The following is a 16,792-nucleotide window of genomic DNA, read 5'->3' as shown; positions in this document are numbered from 1 at the left end:
AATGACTGATCTTCCTCAAAAACTTTTACTTTACCCACAAAGTTTTCTTTCTCCGGAAAAAGTAGTTAAAGTTTTTCCCTTGGTTTCAAAAATAGTTTTTCTTAAACTTTCTAAAACTGAAGATTTGATAGAAAATATTTACAAAGATTTGCCCATTTTTTGGAAAGAAAAGATAACATTTTTAGAATTTAAAAAAGAAATAAAAATAGATTGGAATCAATTAAGTAGAGAAGTTGACGTTATTGAAGAATGGGGGCTTAACTTTAGAACCCCAGAAACTCTTAAATATTTTAGTCAATTCAAAGAAACTCTTGAGGACTCTCTTGAAAATATATATCCTTCTTTTAATAAAAAAGAAGAAAAAACCAAAGAAGAAACTGAAATTAAAAGAGCGCTTATTCTCTTATGCTTAGCTGAGAAACTCGATTATAGATTATATGAAATTGAAAAATCTTTAAAAGAAATGGAAAATAGGTATAATCAAATTTTTGAAGAAAAAATAATAGGAGAAGACGAAACCTTTGAGAAAATTTTAGATATAAAAGAGCCTTTAACAAACTACTTATTTGAAGAAGAACTTCCTAACCTAAATTTAAGGATTTTTGCCTGGAAATTAATAGGAAAATACTTAGATTGGGAATCTCTTTATTCCTTGAATGATTTATTAATAACTGAAAAGAAACTTTTAGAGGATTGGAAGGAAAAATTTATTTTTGAAAAAGAGAAATTTTTAAACGAGGAGATGGAATTTTATAAATTTAAAGCTTCACTATCTGAAATTTTAGAAATACCTGAAAATAATTTCTTAAAAGCTTCATCAGAAACAGGGGTTTTGTTTCTTAGCCTTTAATGGTTGAAATTTATTTTATTGTCGCATTAATTCTACTACTTTTTTCTATGTTCTTTAATTTAAGTGAAGCTGGAATTTTTTCTCTTTCACGTTTAGAAGTTGCTTCATTAAGAAATCTTGGTTTATCAGAAAAATATTTCCAGATGTTAAAACATCCTGAAGAACTTTTGATTGTTATAATAGCAGGAAATGAAATTGTAGATTATTTTGCAAGCTTTTGTATCTCTAAAGGCTTTACCAGTTTATTTTCAGGAAAAGGAAAAGAAATAGCTTTTATAATTTTTGCTATAATTGCATTTTGGTTAGGTGATTTTTTTCCAAAAATTGTGGGATTTAAGTTTAGAACTTTAATAATTTCTAAAATTTTTTATCTAAATTATTTATTTTACGAAATTTTCTATCCAATAAGAAAAATTTATAACTTTATTTATTCTGGTTTAGAAAAAAGATTTCCCTCTACCCCTTTTTATTCTCACGCCTTTTCTCCTGTTGAGCAGATTATTCTTTATATGTTAGATTCTGCTTACAAACAGAAAAAAATTACAGAAAAGGAAAAGAAATTTATCCATGGACTTTTTCTTTCAGAAAAAATACCAGTTTCAGCTATTCTTACTCCACGTTCAGAAATAGTAGCTTTTAAAGATCAAGTTGTAACCTTAGAATTTCTTGAAAAAATAAAACACTTTCCCTATAACAAATTTCCCATTTATAAAGAAACTCTTGATGATGTTATAGGTATTCTATATGCTAAAGATCTTATTACAAATTTCTCGCCAGAAATCCTAAATGTTAAAAAACTTTCAGATTTTGTTAGACCAGCTTATTTTATTCCTGAAACTTTTAAAGTAAGGGATTTGCTTTTTGAATTTCAGAGGGCACAAATAAAAATAGCTTTGGTAATAGATGAATATGGTATTTTAAAAGGATTAGTTACTTTAGAAGATGTACTTGAAGAACTCTTTGGAGAAATCTATGAAGAAAAGGAACTTAAAATTGAGCCCTTTCAAAAAATAGGTGATAAAAAGTGGTTAGTTCATGGAAAAGTTCTTTTAGAAGAACTTAAGGTTTTATTGGGAATAGAAATAGTAGAAGAAGAATTTCAAAATATAAAAACTTTAAACGGATTTCTTTTAACTTTATTTAAAGAAATACCTAAGGAAGGGGATAGTATAGAGTACAAAAATTTTAAATTTACAGTTAAGAAAATAAAGGGAAGAAAGATACTTTTTGTAGAAATAGAAAAAAGAAATGATTAAGGCTCTTATTTCCTTTTTATTTTTCCTTTTTGGAGAAGCCTTTTTTGCTTGTAGTGAAATTGCTTTTCTTTCTGCAGAAAGGATTTTTATAGAAAGTTTAGCTTCTAAAAATATAGGTGCTAAAATTTATCTAAAATTTTGGGAAAATCCTGAACGTCTTTTTACTACAACCCTTATGGGGATTACCCTTTGTGTTGCTGGAAATGGAATATTTACTTCTTATTTTTTAATAAATAGCTTAGGTACAAAAGGGCTTTTAGTTGTTTCAACCCTTTTACCTTTATCTATGCTTCTTTTTGGGCAAATAATTCCTAAAACTTTTGGGAGAAAATTTTCCTATCCATTAGTTCTTTATTTAATGCCTATCCTTTATTTGATATCCTTTGCATTTTATCCTATTATTGTTTTAAATGCCAAACTTGCTAACAAAATTATGAAATCAAAAGAGGAGAGTCCTTTCTTTTTGACCAAATTTAGAGAAGTTCTTTTAACTTTTATTAAATACGAAGAAGAGATAGATTTTAAAGAAAGAGAACTTATGCATAAAATCGTTGAATTTGCTAAAAAGAGAGTTTCTCAAGTAATGGTTCCTTTAACTCAAGTAAAGGGATTACCTATTACAGCTACTGTAAAAGATGCTATAGAATTCAGCAGAAAATATAATTTTTCTTATATACCTCTTTATGAAGATAGCATAAGCAATATAAAGGCTGTGGTGAAAGTGCAACATCTTATAGGTAAGACCTTATTTGAACAGGATAAACCTCTTAAAGATTTTAGTTTAAAGCCTTTTTTTGTTCCTGAAGTTGCTTTGGCTCATGAAGTACTTTCTCAGCTTCAAAAAAGTGGGATTGAATTTGCTGTTGTAGTTGATGAATATGGTTTCACTACAGGGATTATAACTATAGAAGACTTAGTAGAAGAAGTTTTAGGAGAATTTAGAGATGCTCTTGATTATTATGTTCCAGAATATCAAAAAATTAGCGAAAATTTATATAAATGTAAAGGTTTTATAGAAATAGAAAAATTACAAGCTCTCGGTATACCAATTCCTTCTGGAGAATATGAAACTCTTAATGGTTTTATTTATTTTATAACAGGAAGAATTCCTAAACAAGGAGAAATAATCACTTATAAAAACTTAGAAATAGAAATTTTAAAAGCTACCCCTCGGAAAGTAGAAGAGGTAAAAATAAAAATCATAAAGTAATTTCTACTTTTTGAAAATCTTTAAAAGGAGAAATATCTTTTAGCATAGGTGTAACATCTTCTGAAGTAAAGACCTCTTTAAATCTCCACCTCAGTATAAAAAATTTAGAACTTATTGTACCTTCTTTCTTATCTTCTAAAAAAGAATAATTAAAAGAAGTTTTTAGGAAACTCCAGGTTAAATTTTTTTCCTTTAAACCTAAAAAATAAAAGGGAATATCTCTTAATTCAGGTTTTGGTTCGAGTACTATAAAATAATGTTTTTTATCATAGAGATCAAAGATTTCTATTAAATTGTAAAAAGAGGCTTCCCATTTTCCATATCCTAATGTAGTATTAAAGGGAGATTTAAATCTTAAGTAAATAAAATTATTTTCTGCTTGAAAATCTGCGTAATTACTTATGGTTTTGGTTTCATTATTAGTAAAAAGAGTAATCTCCCACCAGATTTTTCCATAATAGACATTTTTAGCAGATATTTTACTTAAAGGAGGTGCTTTATAAGAGCATCCCAAGGAAAAGCATAAGGTAAAAAGAAGGAAAATTTTACTTAAGAATTGGACAGTTCTCAAATTTTTTTTCAATCCTTTCTTTATCTCTTTTATGAATAACTGCTTTTAAAGCCCTTTGGTAAAGTTCGCAAGCTTTTTCTTTATCTCCCCTTTTTAAATAAGCATCTCCAAGATGTTCTATTATAACAGCTTCATCTTCAGGAAGTCTTTTTACAGCTTTTTCTAAATACTGAATAGCAAGATCTAAATCACCCTTTTTATAGTAACACCATCCTAAGCTATCAAGAATATAAGGATCTAAAGGATTTATTTGTAAGGCTTTTAAAAGTAGCCTTTCTGCTTCATCTAAATTTTTTTCCAATTCCACATAACTATATCCTACAAAATTTAACACAAATGGATCTTGAGGATATTTTTTTAAAAGCGGTTCAATAAGAGACAAAACCTTTTCATAATTTTCCAAACAGGCATAACCTGAAGCCAAAGTTAAAATCATATCAAGTTCTTCAGGATAGGCTTTAATTCCTTCTTCTGCATACTTTACTCCTTTTTCGCAAAAATCAAGAAATTCAGCAAAATTAGCTAAGAAAATATAATAGTTTTTATTTTTAGGATACCTTTTAGAAAAGTCTTCCATATATTTTAAGGCTTCTTCTTTTGTTTTTCCTCTAAAAATTTCTGCTATTCTCTTTGAGACCTCATAATGCCAGTTATTTTCAAAAATAAGTTTTTCGTAAACTTGAAGAGCTTCTTCCATTTTATTTTGTTTTTCAAGTGAGTATCCAAGAAAGAAAAGAAGTTCTGGGGTATATTTATTTTTATTTAAATATTCCTTTAGTACCTCTTCAGTTTTTACCCAATTAGATTTTTCAATATAGAAGCTAAGGAGAAGCTTTATAAAATCCTCATCCTCAGGATATTTTGCTACATAAGATTTTAGAAGCCTTTCAATTTCTTCAACATCTGAATTTTCGTCTAAAAATTTAAGTACCTCCAATAAAAGAGCTTTATTTTCTGAGGCAAGATTTAAAGCCTTCAAATAGGCTTCTTTTGCTTCTTTTATCTTTTTCTGTTCTTTTAAGATTCTGGCTTTAAAAACCCAGGCTGTATAATTATTTTCATTAATTTTTAATAACTTTTCTAAATTAATTAACGCTGAATCCCAATCTTTCTGGTCAAGATAAAGATTTACAAGAAGGCTTAAAATGATTTCATCCTTAGGAAAGTATTCTAAATACTTTTCAAGAATTGAAATAGCACGAAGGGGTCTATTTTCAAGGATATATATCTTAGCCAAAAAAAGATTAATTTCTCTATCCTTTGGATAATTTTCTAAAAGTTTTTTACAAAGAGATTCTGCTTTCTTTAAATCTCCATTTTCTAAATAAAGAGAAATTAAGGTTTTTTTAAGATACAAACTTTGGGGATCATATTTTATGGCTTTTTTAAGATATTTTTCTGCTACAGAAGGATCCCTTTCTTGGGTGGCAAGTAAATAATAATAATAGGCTTGAGCTTTTTTATCTTTTTCAGCAAAAAGATAGGTAGAATTCATAAAAAGGAGAATAAAAATTACAAGACTAATCTTTGTAAGGTAGGGCAAGGGGATAGTAGTACGCATCTGGCAATTTCTCCTCCAGAAATTTTCTGAGTTTTTTTATTAATTTTTCCTCTATTTGTCTAACTCTTTCTTTAGAAATTCCCAACTTTTGAGAAAGTTCTTGTAAAGTTTTTGGTGGATCACCTATAAGTCTTTCGTGGAAAATTACATAGTCTTTTCCAGTTAGATTTTGAGCAAACTCCTTAAGAAGATGTTTAAATTTATTTAAAATTTCTTCTCTTGCAAAGGATTCCTCAGGGGTTGGTTTTGAGTCTTTTAAGAAATTAGCAAGAGTATCTTCTGAATCATAAGAAACCGGAGCTTCTAAACTTAAATCTTGAGAAAACATTCTTTGTTCCATTTCTTCAACTTCTTTTTCTTTTACCCCAAGCCTTTTTGCTATTTCAGCAGGAGTAGGTTCAAAACCAAGAGAAGCAAGTCTTTCTTTTTCTTTTCTTAGCTTATAAAAAAGTTTTCTTTGAGCCTGGGTAGTTCCCATTTTTACAAGTTTCCAATTATCCATAATATATTTAAGTATATAAGCCTTTATCCAAAAAGAAGCATAGTAAGAAAATTTAACTCCTCTGTAGGGATCGAATTTTTTAACTGCTTGCAAAAGACCTACGTTTCCTTCCTGAATAAGATCTAAAAAGTTATGTGCCCAAAATTTTTGAAATTCAAGAGCTATTTTTACTACCAGTCTCAAATTGGAAACTACAAGCTTATAAGCTAATCTTGGGTCTTTAGTTTCATAATAAGCCTTCGCAATTGCCTCTTCCTCTTCCCTTGAGAGAACTGGGTATTTACTTATTTCTTGCAAGTATTTTTGCAGAGGATCAAATTTAGCAGGAACCTGTTCTTCATAATCTTCGATGATAATAGGTAAGGCAGAAAGAGTGCTTATATCTAAATCTACTGGATTAGGAAGTTCGAGTGCCTCGTTATCGTTATTTGGATTTTTCATAAAAAATATTTTATCACAAATTTATTTTATTCCTACTATTTTATGAAGCTGTATTTGGAATCTAATGGGTTTTTTAGTTTCAAGAATCCAATTTGCTAAGATTTTAGGGTCTAAAAAGGGATAAGCAGGAGATAGAAAGACCTGAGTATAATAGGTGAGATAAAATTTTTCTACAATATCTATAGCAAAATCAAAATCTTCTCGGTCTTTTATCACAAATTTTACTGCATCCTTTTTAGTAAGAAATTTAAAGTTTTCATAGAGATTATACTTATCCATTTTAGAAGAAGGAGTTTTAACATCCATAACCTTTATTACTTCCTTAGGGACTTTATCTAAACTTATACTTCCATTGGTTTCCAAAGCTATAGTACAACCAAGTTTTAAAAACGCATCTATTAAATTATAAACAGAGCTTTGAATAAGAGGTTCTCCTCCAGTAATAGTTATAAAAGGTATAGAGCTAAAATTTTTTTTCCAAAAAGAAATTATTTCAGAGATTTCTTTTTCTTCATAAGGATTTTCTCCTTTTGCATAGGGGGTATCACACCAGGAGCAGTTTAGATTACAGCCAAAAAGTCTAACAAATAGGGTAGGGTAACCTATGAGAGGACCCTCTCCTTGGAGACTAAAAAATATCTCAGAAATTTTTAATTTAGACACTTTTTGTTTTTTTTATTCGTAATAGGTTGCCCCTGCTTTTTCAGTCTCAAAAACAGTAACCTCTTTTACTTTTACATTGGGATAGGAAGAGAGTTTTTCTTTAACCTTTTTAAAAATATATTCTGCAAGTCTTTCTGAGGAAGGGTTAATATTTTCAAAATAGGGAATTTCGTTAAGTAGTTTATGGTCAAGTTCAAAGAGGACTTCTTTTAAAATTTTTTTAAGGATGGCAAAATCTATAAGGATATCTAAGCTATTTAATTCAGAGCCTTCAACAATAAGTTCTACTTTCCAGTTGTGTCCGTGAATTTTTTCACAGGGTCCTTTATAATCTTTAAGGTAATGAGCAGAGGAGAAGTAGTCTTGGACTTTTAGTTTGAACATAGATAGGAATGAGGCGGCGCAGGGATTCGAACCCTGGATTCACGGCTTTGCAGGCCGTCGCCTTACCGCTTGGCTACGCCGCCAATTTTTCCATTTTTGTGGCGGCGGAGGGACTCGAACCCCCAACCCTGTGGATATGAGCCACATGCTCTAACCATTTGAGCTACGCCGCCACTTAAAAGCTACTTAAAAGCTATAAATAAGTATAAAGTCTAATTTTGTCTTGTCAAGAGCCAATTTCACTCCCTACCACTTCCGAAGTGGTAACTTTCTACCACTTCGGAAGTGGTAGAAAAGGGTAGGGGTCAAGAAGATGAGACTAAAGGGTTAAAAACTGGATTAAAGTTTTTTAAAAATTGTTCGATATAAAAATACAAAAAGAAAATAAAGACAAAAGGAGGTGGAGGAGATGGCTGTAAAAATTAATTTTAACGCAGAAGCAGCAAAAACACACACTGCGCTCATTCAAAATGAGCGCGCAATGGGTAAGAGCCTTTTAAGGCTCTCAACAGGTTACAAAATTTTGAATGCTGCTGATGACTCAGCAGGGCTTTTCATTGCTGACATGCTTGGAACTGTAGCTGCAGCCTTGGATCAGGGAAATGCTAACATTCAAACAGGTATTTCAGCTCTTCAGATTGCAGAATCCTCTGCTGGACAGATTTACACAAAACTTCAGGAAATCTATGTAAGAGCCCAGAGAGCTGCAAACGACATTAACGACCCCAATGCAAGAGCAGCTTTACAACAGGAAATTAACAACTTCATTGATGCTATTCAAAAGATTGGAACTGATACCGAGTATAACGGAATTAAACTTCTTGATGGAACTTTTACAGAGAAGTATATCCATTATGGACCGAGAGCAGACCAGGTAGTTTCGGTAAGCATTTCAAATCTAAAAGCATCTAATATCGGTGCTTATGTTGTTCAGGGTACTGGTAAGGTTAAGTCAGATACTACAGCTTATACTTCATTAATAACAGGAAACTGGCAATATAATAGCTCAACTGATACAGTAACTGTTGCAGGGGTTAATCTCAATAGTTCAATTTATCTTAGTTATACAGGAGCTGTTGATGCAAAGGCAATAGCAGATGCAATAAATAATAACGCTACTTTACAGCAAGTAGGAATCTCTGCAAGAGCAACAAATATTAGCATAGCTTCCACTGAATGGTCAAATATTCAAAGTACAACAGGATCAGTTACAATGAGATTTTATGTGGGTAAATCAACTAATTCTGCAGATGCAATAGAAATTACTGTTGCTCAAGGTGAAACTCTTACATTAGATCAGCTTATATCACAAATTAATACACAGGCTTCAGCTAAAGGATTAAATATTACTGCTTCAAGCTCTGGAAATAAACTTGTCCTTCAAACAACTGGAGAAACAATAGGAGTGGAGGTAATAAGATCAGATACAAATGCTGCTTCTGTTGATCTTGGAATGCTTCTTCAGGGTGCTACAGCAAGTGCTTCAGGGAGTAGCACCACAGCATCTGCTGTAAAAGTTGGAAATCTTACAATTGCTGGAACAGATTCATATAACTACAATTTTACAGGAATAAGTGCTACTAATGAGGGCCTTGGTGTAGCAAATATAGGTAATGGAAGTTTCTATAATCTCTATAGCATTGATGTGACCACAAACTCTGGTGCTGAACTTGCAATGGATATTGTAAATACCGCAATTAAGAAGGTAGATAAAGTGAGAGCTCAAATTGGTGCTGTTATGAATAACCTTCAGTCTATCTTTGATTCTCAGAAAGTAGCTTATGATAACACCAAAGAAGCTGAATCTGTCATCCGCAATACTGACTATGCTAAGGAAATGGCAGAATTCGTAACCTATCAGATCCGTATGCAGGCAACTGTTGCTATGCTTGCTCAGGCAAACACCTTACCTCAACTTGTGCTTCAGCTCATGAGGTAAGGTTTTAAACCTTAACTTCTAAGTGGCGAGAGGTGGTTTCCCCCCTCTCGCCACTTTTTCATTTTTCCCCCCTTTCTCAATTTAAAAATCCCCCTAAATAAAAATAATTCTAACCTTTCGCACTTACGAAGTGCGATAAATTAGAATTATTCTAAGATATCGCACTTACGAAGTGCGAAAAAAAGATAGGTATAAAATTTGCAAATAAAGTTAATAACATGTTTTGTGCAGGGGAGGATGGGTTATGAAAGTTTACATGGCTCGGGCGGATTTAAAATTCAACTTTAATGGATATGATTTTGAAGTGAAAAAAGGAGAGAAACTTCTTTTTGCAGAGGATGTTTTTGCCCTTCTTCCACAAAATCTAAAAACACTCTTTAAAGAGGAAAAAGTTGGTTTTCCGCCATTTTATCGTGGAGAAAATTTGAATGGAAAGACTATTTTAGTTATTGCTCAAGCAGCAATTGGTGATGCCCTTTGTATGACTCCAGCCCTTCGTGAAATTAAGCGTAGATATCCTGACTGTAGGCTTTGGGTAAGTATCTCTGGTAGAGCTCGTCCTGTGCTTGAGAAACTTTCTTATATAGATAAACTTCTTCCCATGCCTATACCTTATAAATATGTTTCTAAAGCAGACTACCTGGTTAAAGTTATAGAAATGGTAAATACTCCGCAGTTTGATGAGTTAAATTTAGTAGAATACTATCTTTGGAAGTGTTATGTCTATCATGCTGAAGATGAGACACCAGATATAGTGATTGATGAAGAGGTTGTTGCTGAGTTAAAGCCGATTTTTGAAGAAATAAAAAGATTAAGCGGAGGTAAGAAGATACTTCTCTTTCATTACCTTGCCTCTTCAGTTCACCGCACTCTTCCTCCGAGACTTTTAAAAGAGATTGAAGAATATATTAAGGAAGAGTATGTGCCGGTTATCTGTAGCCTTCCTGATGAGGATATAACTGTTGATGTGGCACTTGAAACTTACGATATAACAGCTGGTAATCTTTCTTATCTTATGAAAGATATTAGATATCTTATAGCTGGAGTAAGTTTAGCTGATGCAGTAATAACTGCTGATACTGCAACACTTCACATAGCAGGAGGATTAAAGAAGCCTACAGTTCTTCTTGCAGGACCAATTGATGGAGAATTGCGCTCTCGAACTTATCCTACAGTAATAAATGTTCCTGCAAATTACAGAGGTAAAACCTGTGTTGCCCCTTGTGGAAAGCATGCCATAAGTGGTCCTTGCCCTGAGGCAGAACTCAAAGGAGAATTTTATAGTCCCTGCCTTCAGAGTATTCCTGCTCGAGTAGTTTATTATGCTCTAAAGGATGCTGAAATTTTAGCAGAGAAAAATTTTGCTAAGCCTGATAAGTGTTTAGTTTGTGAATACAAAGGAGAAATTCCTCTTTTTGAAGTAATAAATGGAGCAAGAATTTTTGAGTGTCCCTCTTGCGGACTTCAGTTTGCCTATCCCATTAAAGCAGAAGACTATGACAAAGCCTATGATAGCAAAACTAAGTATATGGGTCTTATTGATTTAACTAAAACTGCATATCAATCTTTCAAAGAAGTTTCCGACCCAAAAACAGAAGTCAAAAAATGGCTTAAAGTTCCTCATTTTACCCTCTTGCAAGCAATCTTAGATAAGCTTCCTAAGGGAACCTTATTTGACATTGGTTGTAGCACGGGTTTTTTTCTTCTCATAGCAAAAAGGTTTGGTTTTGAAGTCTATGGAATGGAGGCTTCTTCTGAAGCAGTTGAAATAGCTAAAAGAAACTTTGGTCTAAAAGTATGTAAAGCTTTAACCTTTGAGGAGCTAACTCCCGAATTTAGAGGACCATATAAAGTGATAACTGCTTTTGAAGTGCTTGAGCATGTAGATGATCCCTTAGGGTTTTTAAAAGGAATCTATAATCTTCTTTCTTCTGATGAAGGATACTTTCTTATGAGTTGCCCACCTTTTTATAATTTTGAAAACTTAGCTAAGGGTTACCGTAAATTCAAATGGTGGTTTTGGGATTATCCCCCACATCATCTAACTCGTTGGAAGCCCTGGACCCTTTTTTATGCCTTAAAGAAAGCTGGTTTCTCACAGGTCTATATCTTTACTGAGCCACTTATTCCGGGAACTGTTCTTGAAGGTATAACTCCCTTAAATTTTACTCTAAAACTTGAAGATGGACGAACAATCACTCTTAATAGCACAGCCATTCTTCTTGAAAATCTAAAACCCCTTTATCTTAATTCTCGCTATTTAGGAAACTTTATGTATGCTCTTGCAGTAAAAGGTGAGTCTAAAATAGACTGGGAAAGGGTTATTGAGAGAGCTATCAGGTTTTCTGCTGTAGAAATTATTTGGGGAGAAGGAGATAAAATCTAAAATTAGATTAGGTTCCAAAGCTTAAAATTGCGCACACTAAAATAGATTGAATATAAACAGGGAAGATAACCTATAGCATTAAGAAAATAAAGTTTTTCAGGTTGTATCTTCTTTATCCCCTCAAGATCTCCAATAAGAACATTCTTAAATTCAGCATTTCCATATTTGGTTTCTACTGTAAAATTAATTAATTTTAAAGCTTTTATCTCAAAAAGTTCCTTAGCAAAATCAAGTGCTTTCTGATAATCAAGGGCAAGCTGAGTTAATTCCTCTTTTATACTTAAAAAATAGGGAGTTTCTGAACCATTTTCTTCAAAAATAAAATTTCCTTCCTTATCAAAACAAACTTCATCAACAATAACTAAAAATTCCTCTTTGTCTTCTTCAATTTGTTTAATAACTCCAAAAGGATAAACCATTACACTTTTTGGAATGTAATCTACTTTAAAAAGCCCTTCTTCATTAAGATATACATTTTTTCCGTTGATTCCCATTACTGCAAAAGGAAAAATATTCCCTTTCCATACCCCAAAAAGCACAGGATAATACATAGAGGCTGAAAGAAGCTCAGAAAAACCAAGAGGAACTGTTTCAACAGTTCTAATAAATTCAAAATTGGAAATGGGTTTAACTTTTACCCTTTTATGGAGCTCCTTTTCAACAATAACTGGTTTTTTAAAAGCTGAATAGGGACTGAACATACTTTCCTCCTTTCTTTTATCGATTTTTCTTGACTTCCTTTAAATTTAACCTTATAATTTTTAAAATTGCAAAGGATAATTTTAAATAAACAAAATTTATGCCATTTTTAGCTCTTGACTGCGAAGGACCATTAACTCTTAATGACAATGCCTTTGAATATTCCCAAGCTATTATTCCTAAGGGAGATTATTTTTTCACTCAAATTTCAAGATTTGACGATTATCTTGCAGATATAAAAAAGAAAGAAGGGTATAAGGCTGGAGATACTTTAAAACTGATTTTGCCCTTTTTAAAACTTTTTGGGGCTAATAATAAAAGCTTAAAAGAATTTTCTAAAAAAACCCTTACCTTTTTACTTGAAGTCCCAGAGGTTTTGCCCAATTTAAATAAGATTTTGCCTACCTTTATAATAAGCACAAGTTATAAGCCCTATTTAGAGGCACTTTGCGAGGTTACAAAGTTTCCTATGGAAAATGTTTTTTGCACAGAGGTTGATTTAGATAAAGTAAAACTTTCGCCCTCTGAAGCTAAAATTTTAGAAAAATTTCATGAAGAAATAGTTAATATGCCACTTATAGAACTACCTAAGGAAGCGCAAAAACCTGAAGATTTACCCTCAGAACTTTTAAAAACATTGGACTATTTAGAAAAAATATTTTTTGATATAATTTGGAATATGGATATAGGAGTTTTTTTGAGGGAGGTAAATCCAATTGGAGGCTCCGAAAAAGCAAAAGCCTGTGAAAGGATTTCCAAAGAGCTATCCATTTCTCTTTCAGAAGGATTTTATGTTGGAGATAGTATAACTGATACTCAGGCATTGTCTTTAATTAAAGAAAATAAGGGGGTTTCTCTTAGCTTTAACGGAAATAGATATGCTTTAAGAAGTGCTGAATTTTATGCCCTCTCAAAAAGGGGAGGTATTTTTTTAGAACTTGCCAAAATTTTTTCAGAAGAAGGAAAGGAGCCTTTAGAAAATTTAGTTAAAAAAGAGCCTTATGAATTTGGGAAAATTCCTTTGCAAAAAGAAGAATTTGATAAACTTGTGGAAAAAAGTGAAGCTTTTAGGAAAAAAGTAAGAGGAGAACTTATAGGAGCTCTTGGATGATACCCCTTCAAGATATTCTTCCAAGAAGAAATCCGCCCATAATGACCTGGATTCTAATTTTAATAAATGTGATGGTGTTTTTTTACGAAATCTCTTTATCTCCTTTAGAGAGAGAAATTTTTTTTAGACATTGGGGATTTGTTCCAGCAAGATTTTTTGATGATTATTTTTCAGCATTAATAGGAGAACCAGCTTATCGTAAATATCTTTCTTTAATTACTCATTTATTTATTCATGGAGGATGGCTTCATATAATAGGAAATATGTGGACTTTATGGATTTTTGGAGATAATGTAGAGGATAGATTAGGACCCTTTAGATTCCTTTTATTTTATTTGCTTTGTGGAATTTTTGCAACCTTAACTCATGCTATAATTTATAAAGATTCTGTTATTCCAGTTGTTGGAGCAAGTGGAGCTATATCTGCTGTTATGGGTGCCTATTTTATGATGTATCCTTTAGCAAGGATTTTGGTTGTTTTTCCTATATTTTTCTTTCCTATCTTTTTTGAAATTCCAGCCTTTTTATATTTAGGCTATTGGTTTTTGATTCAATTTTATAGTGGACTTTTTTCTTTAGCCCTTCCTACTTCATTCGGTGGAGTTGCTTGGTTTGCTCATATAGGAGGATTCTTAGTGGGTGCATTAACCTACAGAATCTTTTGTAAAAAAAGAAGATTTTATTTAGATGAATATTGTATATTTGGTTCCCTTTTTGACATAGATAAAAAATAAGAAATGCAGGGGAGGGAAAATAGTATGGGATTTGGAGATCTTTTCTGGATTATTTTTATTGCTATAGCAATGCAACCCTTTTTAAGGCAAAAATTTTTAGAAATTGCCAGACAGAAAGCTATAGAAGCTATAGAGAGAAAAAGGGGTTCAAGAGTTATATTATTGGTTCATCGTCAGGAAACTATGAGTTTATTGGGATTTCCTATTATGAGATATATTGATATTGATGATTCAGAAGAAGTAATAAGAGCAATTCGTCTTACTGATAAGGATGTGCCTATAGATATAATTCTTCATACACCAGGAGGGCTTGTTCTTGCAGCTCTTCAAATAGCCCTTGCAATTAAAAAACATCCAGCTAAAGTTACTGCTTTTGTTCCACATTATGCCATGAGTGGAGGGACTTTAATTGCCCTTGCTTGCGATGAAATTGTTATGGGTGAGCATGCAGTTCTTGGACCAGTTGATCCACAAATAAGAGAATATCCTGCTGCCTCCATTTTGAGAGCAGTTAAAAGAAAACCACCAGAACATATTGATGATAGCACTCTTATTTTAGCTGATATTGCTGAAATGGCTTTAAAACAAATGAAAGAAAATTTAAAAATAATTCTTGATGAGAGATATCCACCAGAAAAAATAGAGGAAATTGCTGAAATTTTATCTCAAGGTTATTTTACTCATGATTATCCAATTACCTATGAAGAAGCAAAAAAACTGGGATTACCAGTAAGTAATGAAATGCCTGTTGAAATATATCAGCTTATGAAACTTTTCCCTCAACCAGTAAGAGGAACACCTACAGTGGAATATATTCCTTTGCCAAAAAAGGGGACAAAAAGCTAAATTTATAGAAGAGTATTTAAGACTTCTTCAAAGGTTTTATAACTTTCTTCTCCCCAAAGGACAAAACGAACAAGTTTTGGTTTTTTATTTTCTTTCAAAAATTCTATAACAGTTTTTAGAGCAATTTGAGCAGCATCTTTAAGAGGATAACCATAAGCACCAGTACTTAAAGCTGGAAAAGAGATAGAATCTACATTATATTCTAAAGCTTTTAAAAGCGAGTTTTTATAAGCACTGGCTAATAATTCTGGTTCTCCACTTTTTCCATCTTTATAAATAGGACCAACTGCATGAATAATATATTTAGCTTTAAGATTTCCTGCACCTGTTATAACAGCTTGTCCTGTAGGGCAATGAGTATATTTTGCTCTAAGCTCCTCTAAGATTGAAGGACCTCCTTTCTTATGAATTGCTCCGTCAACACCACCTCCAGGAATAAGCCTTTCATTAGCTGCATTTACGATAGCTTCTGTATCTTGTTCAGTGATATCTCCTTGAACAAGCTCTAAAACGCATTCTCCAATCTTAACCTTTTTCATACTGACTATTATAATTATTTATATGAAAATTCAAGAGGCAATTTTTAATGTATTTCCTTTTGAGTTCCATCTTACTTGGAATGAAGGAGGAGAATTAATAAAATTGCAATTTAAATTTAGTTTCGATATAAAACCTAAAATTAAGGTTCTAAGTTCATCTATAGTGTTAGATTGGGTTAAAAATTTCTATTATTCCCTTCTTGATTACTGGAATTTCAAAGAAGACTATATAAAAGTTCCTCATAAAATTTGGGCAACCAATTTCCAAATTAAGGTTTTAAAAGAACTTCAATCCCTTAAAATAGGAGAAATTTTAACTTATAAAGAATTTTCAGAAAGAATAGGATTTAAAAAAGCTTATAGAGCTGTAGGGTTAGCTCTTTCAAAAAATCCTTTGCCTCTTGTTTATCCCTGCCACAGAATAATAGGAAATAAGGGGCTTACAGGATATTCCCAAGGACTACTTCTTAAACAGTTTTTAATATATAGAGAACTTAATTATAAATTTTTGACAAATAATGTCAAAAAGATGACATAATGTTTTTAAAGGGCTTGAATTTTAACAATTTATGATTAGGCATATATTTTGAAAAAATAATAATAAAGTAGGAGGTTTGCTTATGGCTGAAGAGACAAAAACAGAGGAACAAGAAAAGGAGGTTAAAAAGGTAAGTAAAAAGAAGCTTTTGTTATTTTTAGTAATAGGTTTAGTGATAGTAGTTTTAGCAGGCAGTGTGATTGCTGTGTTTTCAACTTTTAAAGGTGATAAGGGAAAGGAAAAAGAAAGGAGTCCTAAAGAAACGGTTATTTATAGTATGGAGCCTATTGTAGTTAATCTTTTTGATCCTACTGGAAAGAGATACATACAGATTAGACTTGCTTTAGAACTTAAGGATAAAAAAATGGAAGAAGAAATCAAAATTAATGAGCCAAAAATTAAAGATGTAATCATTAGTACCCTAAGTACAAAAACTCCTGAAGATGTATTACAGCCCGAAGCAAAGGATTTAATAAAAACTGAACTTTTACAAAAAATAAATTCAGCCTTAGGAGAGGAGGCTATTTCAAATATATATATAATCCAATATATTGTGGAGTAA

General features: G+C 31.9%; 17 protein-coding genes and 2 tRNA genes. 10 read left to right on the top strand and 9 right to left on the bottom strand.

Annotation, left to right across the window (positions count from 1 at the left end):
* Nucleotide 1: 1 nt before the first annotated feature.
* Genes TOPB45_RS06985 through TOPB45_RS06975 form a run of 3 tightly spaced genes read left to right on the top strand, consistent with a single transcriptional unit; the run spans nt 2 to nt 3,316 of the window.
* On the top strand, nt 2-850 hold the full coding sequence (locus TOPB45_RS06985; protein ID WP_013910132.1) for a hypothetical protein: 849 nt from the start codon (nt 2-4) through the stop codon (nt 848-850).
* Nucleotides 850-2,106: a hemolysin family protein gene (locus TOPB45_RS06980; RefSeq protein WP_013910131.1), complete on the top strand. Its 1,257-nt coding sequence runs from the start codon at nt 850-852 to the stop codon at nt 2,104-2,106. The genes TOPB45_RS06985 and TOPB45_RS06980 overlap by 1 nt, the downstream gene beginning before the upstream one ends.
* Nucleotides 2,099-3,316 carry a hemolysin family protein gene (locus TOPB45_RS06975; protein WP_013910130.1) on the top strand — a complete coding sequence of 406 codons (1,218 nt, stop codon included), beginning with the start codon at nt 2,099-2,101 and terminating at the stop codon, nt 3,314-3,316. Before TOPB45_RS06980 ends, TOPB45_RS06975 begins: the two co-directional genes overlap by 8 nt.
* On the opposite strand, the gene TOPB45_RS06970 is transcribed toward TOPB45_RS06975, so the two are convergent.
* The 7 genes from TOPB45_RS06970 to TOPB45_RS06940 all read right to left on the bottom strand — a co-directional run bounded on the left by TOPB45_RS06970 (nt 3,306) and on the right by TOPB45_RS06940 (nt 7,611).
* Entirely contained in the window at nt 3,306-3,899 is a 594-nt protein-coding gene (locus TOPB45_RS06970) for a hypothetical protein (protein WP_041430381.1), read from the bottom strand. The genes TOPB45_RS06975 and TOPB45_RS06970 overlap by 11 nt on opposite strands.
* Complete coding sequence (locus TOPB45_RS06965) at nt 3,862-5,448, bottom strand: tetratricopeptide repeat protein (protein ID WP_013910128.1); 1,587 nt, start codon at nt 5,446-5,448, stop codon at nt 3,862-3,864. Before TOPB45_RS06965 ends, TOPB45_RS06970 begins: the two co-directional genes overlap by 38 nt.
* Complete coding sequence (locus TOPB45_RS06960) at nt 5,408-6,391, bottom strand: sigma-70 family RNA polymerase sigma factor (protein WP_013910127.1); 984 nt, start codon at nt 6,389-6,391, stop codon at nt 5,408-5,410. The genes TOPB45_RS06965 and TOPB45_RS06960 overlap by 41 nt, the downstream gene beginning before the upstream one ends.
* Nucleotides 6,392-6,412: 21 nt before the next feature.
* On the bottom strand, nt 6,413-7,054 hold the full coding sequence (locus TOPB45_RS06955) for a 7-carboxy-7-deazaguanine synthase QueE (RefSeq protein WP_013910126.1): 642 nt from the start codon (nt 7,052-7,054) through the stop codon (nt 6,413-6,415).
* Nucleotides 7,055-7,066: 12 nt separating this feature from the next.
* The gene (gene queD / locus TOPB45_RS06950; RefSeq protein WP_013910125.1) at nt 7,067-7,438 is read right to left on the bottom strand and encodes a 6-carboxytetrahydropterin synthase QueD; all 372 of its coding nucleotides are present in this window, start codon (nt 7,436-7,438) and stop codon (nt 7,067-7,069) included.
* Nucleotides 7,439-7,449: 11 nt separating this feature from the next.
* Nucleotides 7,450-7,521, bottom strand: a tRNA-Cys gene (locus TOPB45_RS06945).
* 16 nt (nt 7,522-7,537) lie between these two features.
* Nucleotides 7,538-7,611, bottom strand: a tRNA-Met gene (locus tag TOPB45_RS06940).
* Between the two features lie 236 nt (nt 7,612-7,847).
* On the opposite strand from TOPB45_RS06940, the gene TOPB45_RS06935 reads away from it, so the two are divergent.
* The gene (locus TOPB45_RS06935) at nt 7,848-9,377 is read left to right on the top strand and encodes a flagellin N-terminal helical domain-containing protein (protein ID WP_013910124.1); all 1,530 of its coding nucleotides are present in this window, start codon (nt 7,848-7,850) and stop codon (nt 9,375-9,377) included.
* A 244-nt stretch (nt 9,378-9,621) separates the two neighbouring features.
* The gene (locus tag TOPB45_RS06930) at nt 9,622-11,763 is read left to right on the top strand and encodes a methyltransferase domain-containing protein (protein ID WP_013910123.1); all 2,142 of its coding nucleotides are present in this window, start codon (nt 9,622-9,624) and stop codon (nt 11,761-11,763) included.
* 2 nt (nt 11,764-11,765) lie between these two features.
* Here TOPB45_RS06930 and TOPB45_RS06925 read toward each other — a convergent pair whose 3' ends face one another.
* Nucleotides 11,766-12,464, bottom strand: coding sequence for a SapC family protein (locus TOPB45_RS06925; RefSeq protein ID WP_013910122.1), 699 nt, complete (start codon nt 12,462-12,464; stop codon nt 11,766-11,768).
* A 98-nt stretch (nt 12,465-12,562) separates the two neighbouring features.
* Between TOPB45_RS06925 and TOPB45_RS06920 the strand changes: the two genes are divergently transcribed.
* Genes TOPB45_RS06920 through TOPB45_RS06910 form a run of 3 tightly spaced genes read left to right on the top strand, consistent with a single transcriptional unit; the run spans nt 12,563 to nt 15,153 of the window.
* Complete coding sequence (locus TOPB45_RS06920; protein ID WP_013910121.1) at nt 12,563-13,573, top strand: hypothetical protein; 1,011 nt, start codon at nt 12,563-12,565, stop codon at nt 13,571-13,573.
* Nucleotides 13,570-14,307: a rhomboid family intramembrane serine protease gene (locus TOPB45_RS06915; RefSeq protein ID WP_013910120.1), complete on the top strand. Its 738-nt coding sequence runs from the start codon at nt 13,570-13,572 to the stop codon at nt 14,305-14,307. Before TOPB45_RS06920 ends, TOPB45_RS06915 begins: the two co-directional genes overlap by 4 nt.
* 24 nt (nt 14,308-14,331) lie before the next feature.
* Entirely contained in the window at nt 14,332-15,153 is an 822-nt protein-coding gene (locus tag TOPB45_RS06910; protein WP_013910119.1) for an SDH family Clp fold serine proteinase, read from the top strand.
* Nucleotides 15,154-15,155: 2 nt separating this feature from the next.
* On the opposite strand, the gene TOPB45_RS06905 is transcribed toward TOPB45_RS06910, so the two are convergent.
* The gene (locus TOPB45_RS06905) at nt 15,156-15,692 is read right to left on the bottom strand and encodes a macro domain-containing protein (protein ID WP_013910118.1); all 537 of its coding nucleotides are present in this window, start codon (nt 15,690-15,692) and stop codon (nt 15,156-15,158) included.
* Nucleotides 15,693-15,714: 22 nt separating this feature from the next.
* On the opposite strand from TOPB45_RS06905, the gene TOPB45_RS08640 reads away from it, so the two are divergent.
* Both TOPB45_RS08640 and TOPB45_RS06895 read left to right on the top strand, forming a co-directional pair.
* Nucleotides 15,715-16,230 (top strand): methylated-DNA--[protein]-cysteine S-methyltransferase, encoded by a 516-nt coding sequence (locus TOPB45_RS08640; protein ID WP_013910117.1) that lies wholly within the window; start codon nt 15,715-15,717, stop codon nt 16,228-16,230.
* 82 nt (nt 16,231-16,312) lie between these two features.
* Complete coding sequence (locus TOPB45_RS06895) at nt 16,313-16,792, top strand: flagellar basal body-associated FliL family protein (protein WP_013910116.1); 480 nt, start codon at nt 16,313-16,315, stop codon at nt 16,790-16,792.

The sequence above is a fragment of the Thermodesulfobacterium geofontis OPF15 genome (assembly GCF_000215975.1).
Classification (GTDB): Bacteria; Desulfobacterota; Thermodesulfobacteria; order Thermodesulfobacteriales; family Thermodesulfobacteriaceae; genus Thermodesulfobacterium; species Thermodesulfobacterium geofontis.
Note: the sequence above shows the minus strand (reverse complement) of the source record. Positions and strands in the feature narration are given on the sequence as shown.

Bases quoted from the DNA above. Each gene is read 5' to 3' on its own strand.
- TOPB45_RS06985 (WP_013910132.1), top strand. From the start codon at position 2: ATGACTGATCTTCCTCAAAAACTTTTACTTTACCCACAAAGTTTTCTT.
- TOPB45_RS06980 (WP_013910131.1), top strand. From the start codon at position 850: ATGGTTGAAATTTATTTTATTGTCGCATTAATTCTACTACTTTTTTCT.
- TOPB45_RS06975 (WP_013910130.1), top strand. From the start codon at position 2,099: ATGATTAAGGCTCTTATTTCCTTTTTATTTTTCCTTTTTGGAGAAGCC.
- TOPB45_RS06965 (WP_013910128.1), bottom strand. From the start codon at position 5,448: ATGCGTACTACTATCCCCTTGCCCTACCTTACAAAGATTAGTCTTGTA.
- TOPB45_RS06960 (WP_013910127.1), bottom strand. From the start codon at position 6,391: ATGAAAAATCCAAATAACGATAACGAGGCACTCGAACTTCCTAATCCA.
- queD (WP_013910125.1), bottom strand. From the start codon at position 7,438: ATGTTCAAACTAAAAGTCCAAGACTACTTCTCCTCTGCTCATTACCTT.
- TOPB45_RS06935 (WP_013910124.1), top strand. From the start codon at position 7,848: ATGGCTGTAAAAATTAATTTTAACGCAGAAGCAGCAAAAACACACACT.
- TOPB45_RS06930 (WP_013910123.1), top strand. From the start codon at position 9,622: ATGAAAGTTTACATGGCTCGGGCGGATTTAAAATTCAACTTTAATGGA.
- TOPB45_RS06925 (WP_013910122.1), bottom strand. From the start codon at position 12,464: ATGTTCAGTCCCTATTCAGCTTTTAAAAAACCAGTTATTGTTGAAAAG.
- TOPB45_RS06920 (WP_013910121.1), top strand. From the start codon at position 12,563: ATGCCATTTTTAGCTCTTGACTGCGAAGGACCATTAACTCTTAATGAC.
- TOPB45_RS06915 (WP_013910120.1), top strand. From the start codon at position 13,570: ATGATACCCCTTCAAGATATTCTTCCAAGAAGAAATCCGCCCATAATG.
- TOPB45_RS06910 (WP_013910119.1), top strand. From the start codon at position 14,332: ATGGGATTTGGAGATCTTTTCTGGATTATTTTTATTGCTATAGCAATG.
- TOPB45_RS06905 (WP_013910118.1), bottom strand. From the start codon at position 15,692: ATGAAAAAGGTTAAGATTGGAGAATGCGTTTTAGAGCTTGTTCAAGGA.
- TOPB45_RS08640 (WP_013910117.1), top strand. From the start codon at position 15,715: ATGAAAATTCAAGAGGCAATTTTTAATGTATTTCCTTTTGAGTTCCAT.
- TOPB45_RS06895 (WP_013910116.1), top strand. From the start codon at position 16,313: ATGGCTGAAGAGACAAAAACAGAGGAACAAGAAAAGGAGGTTAAAAAG.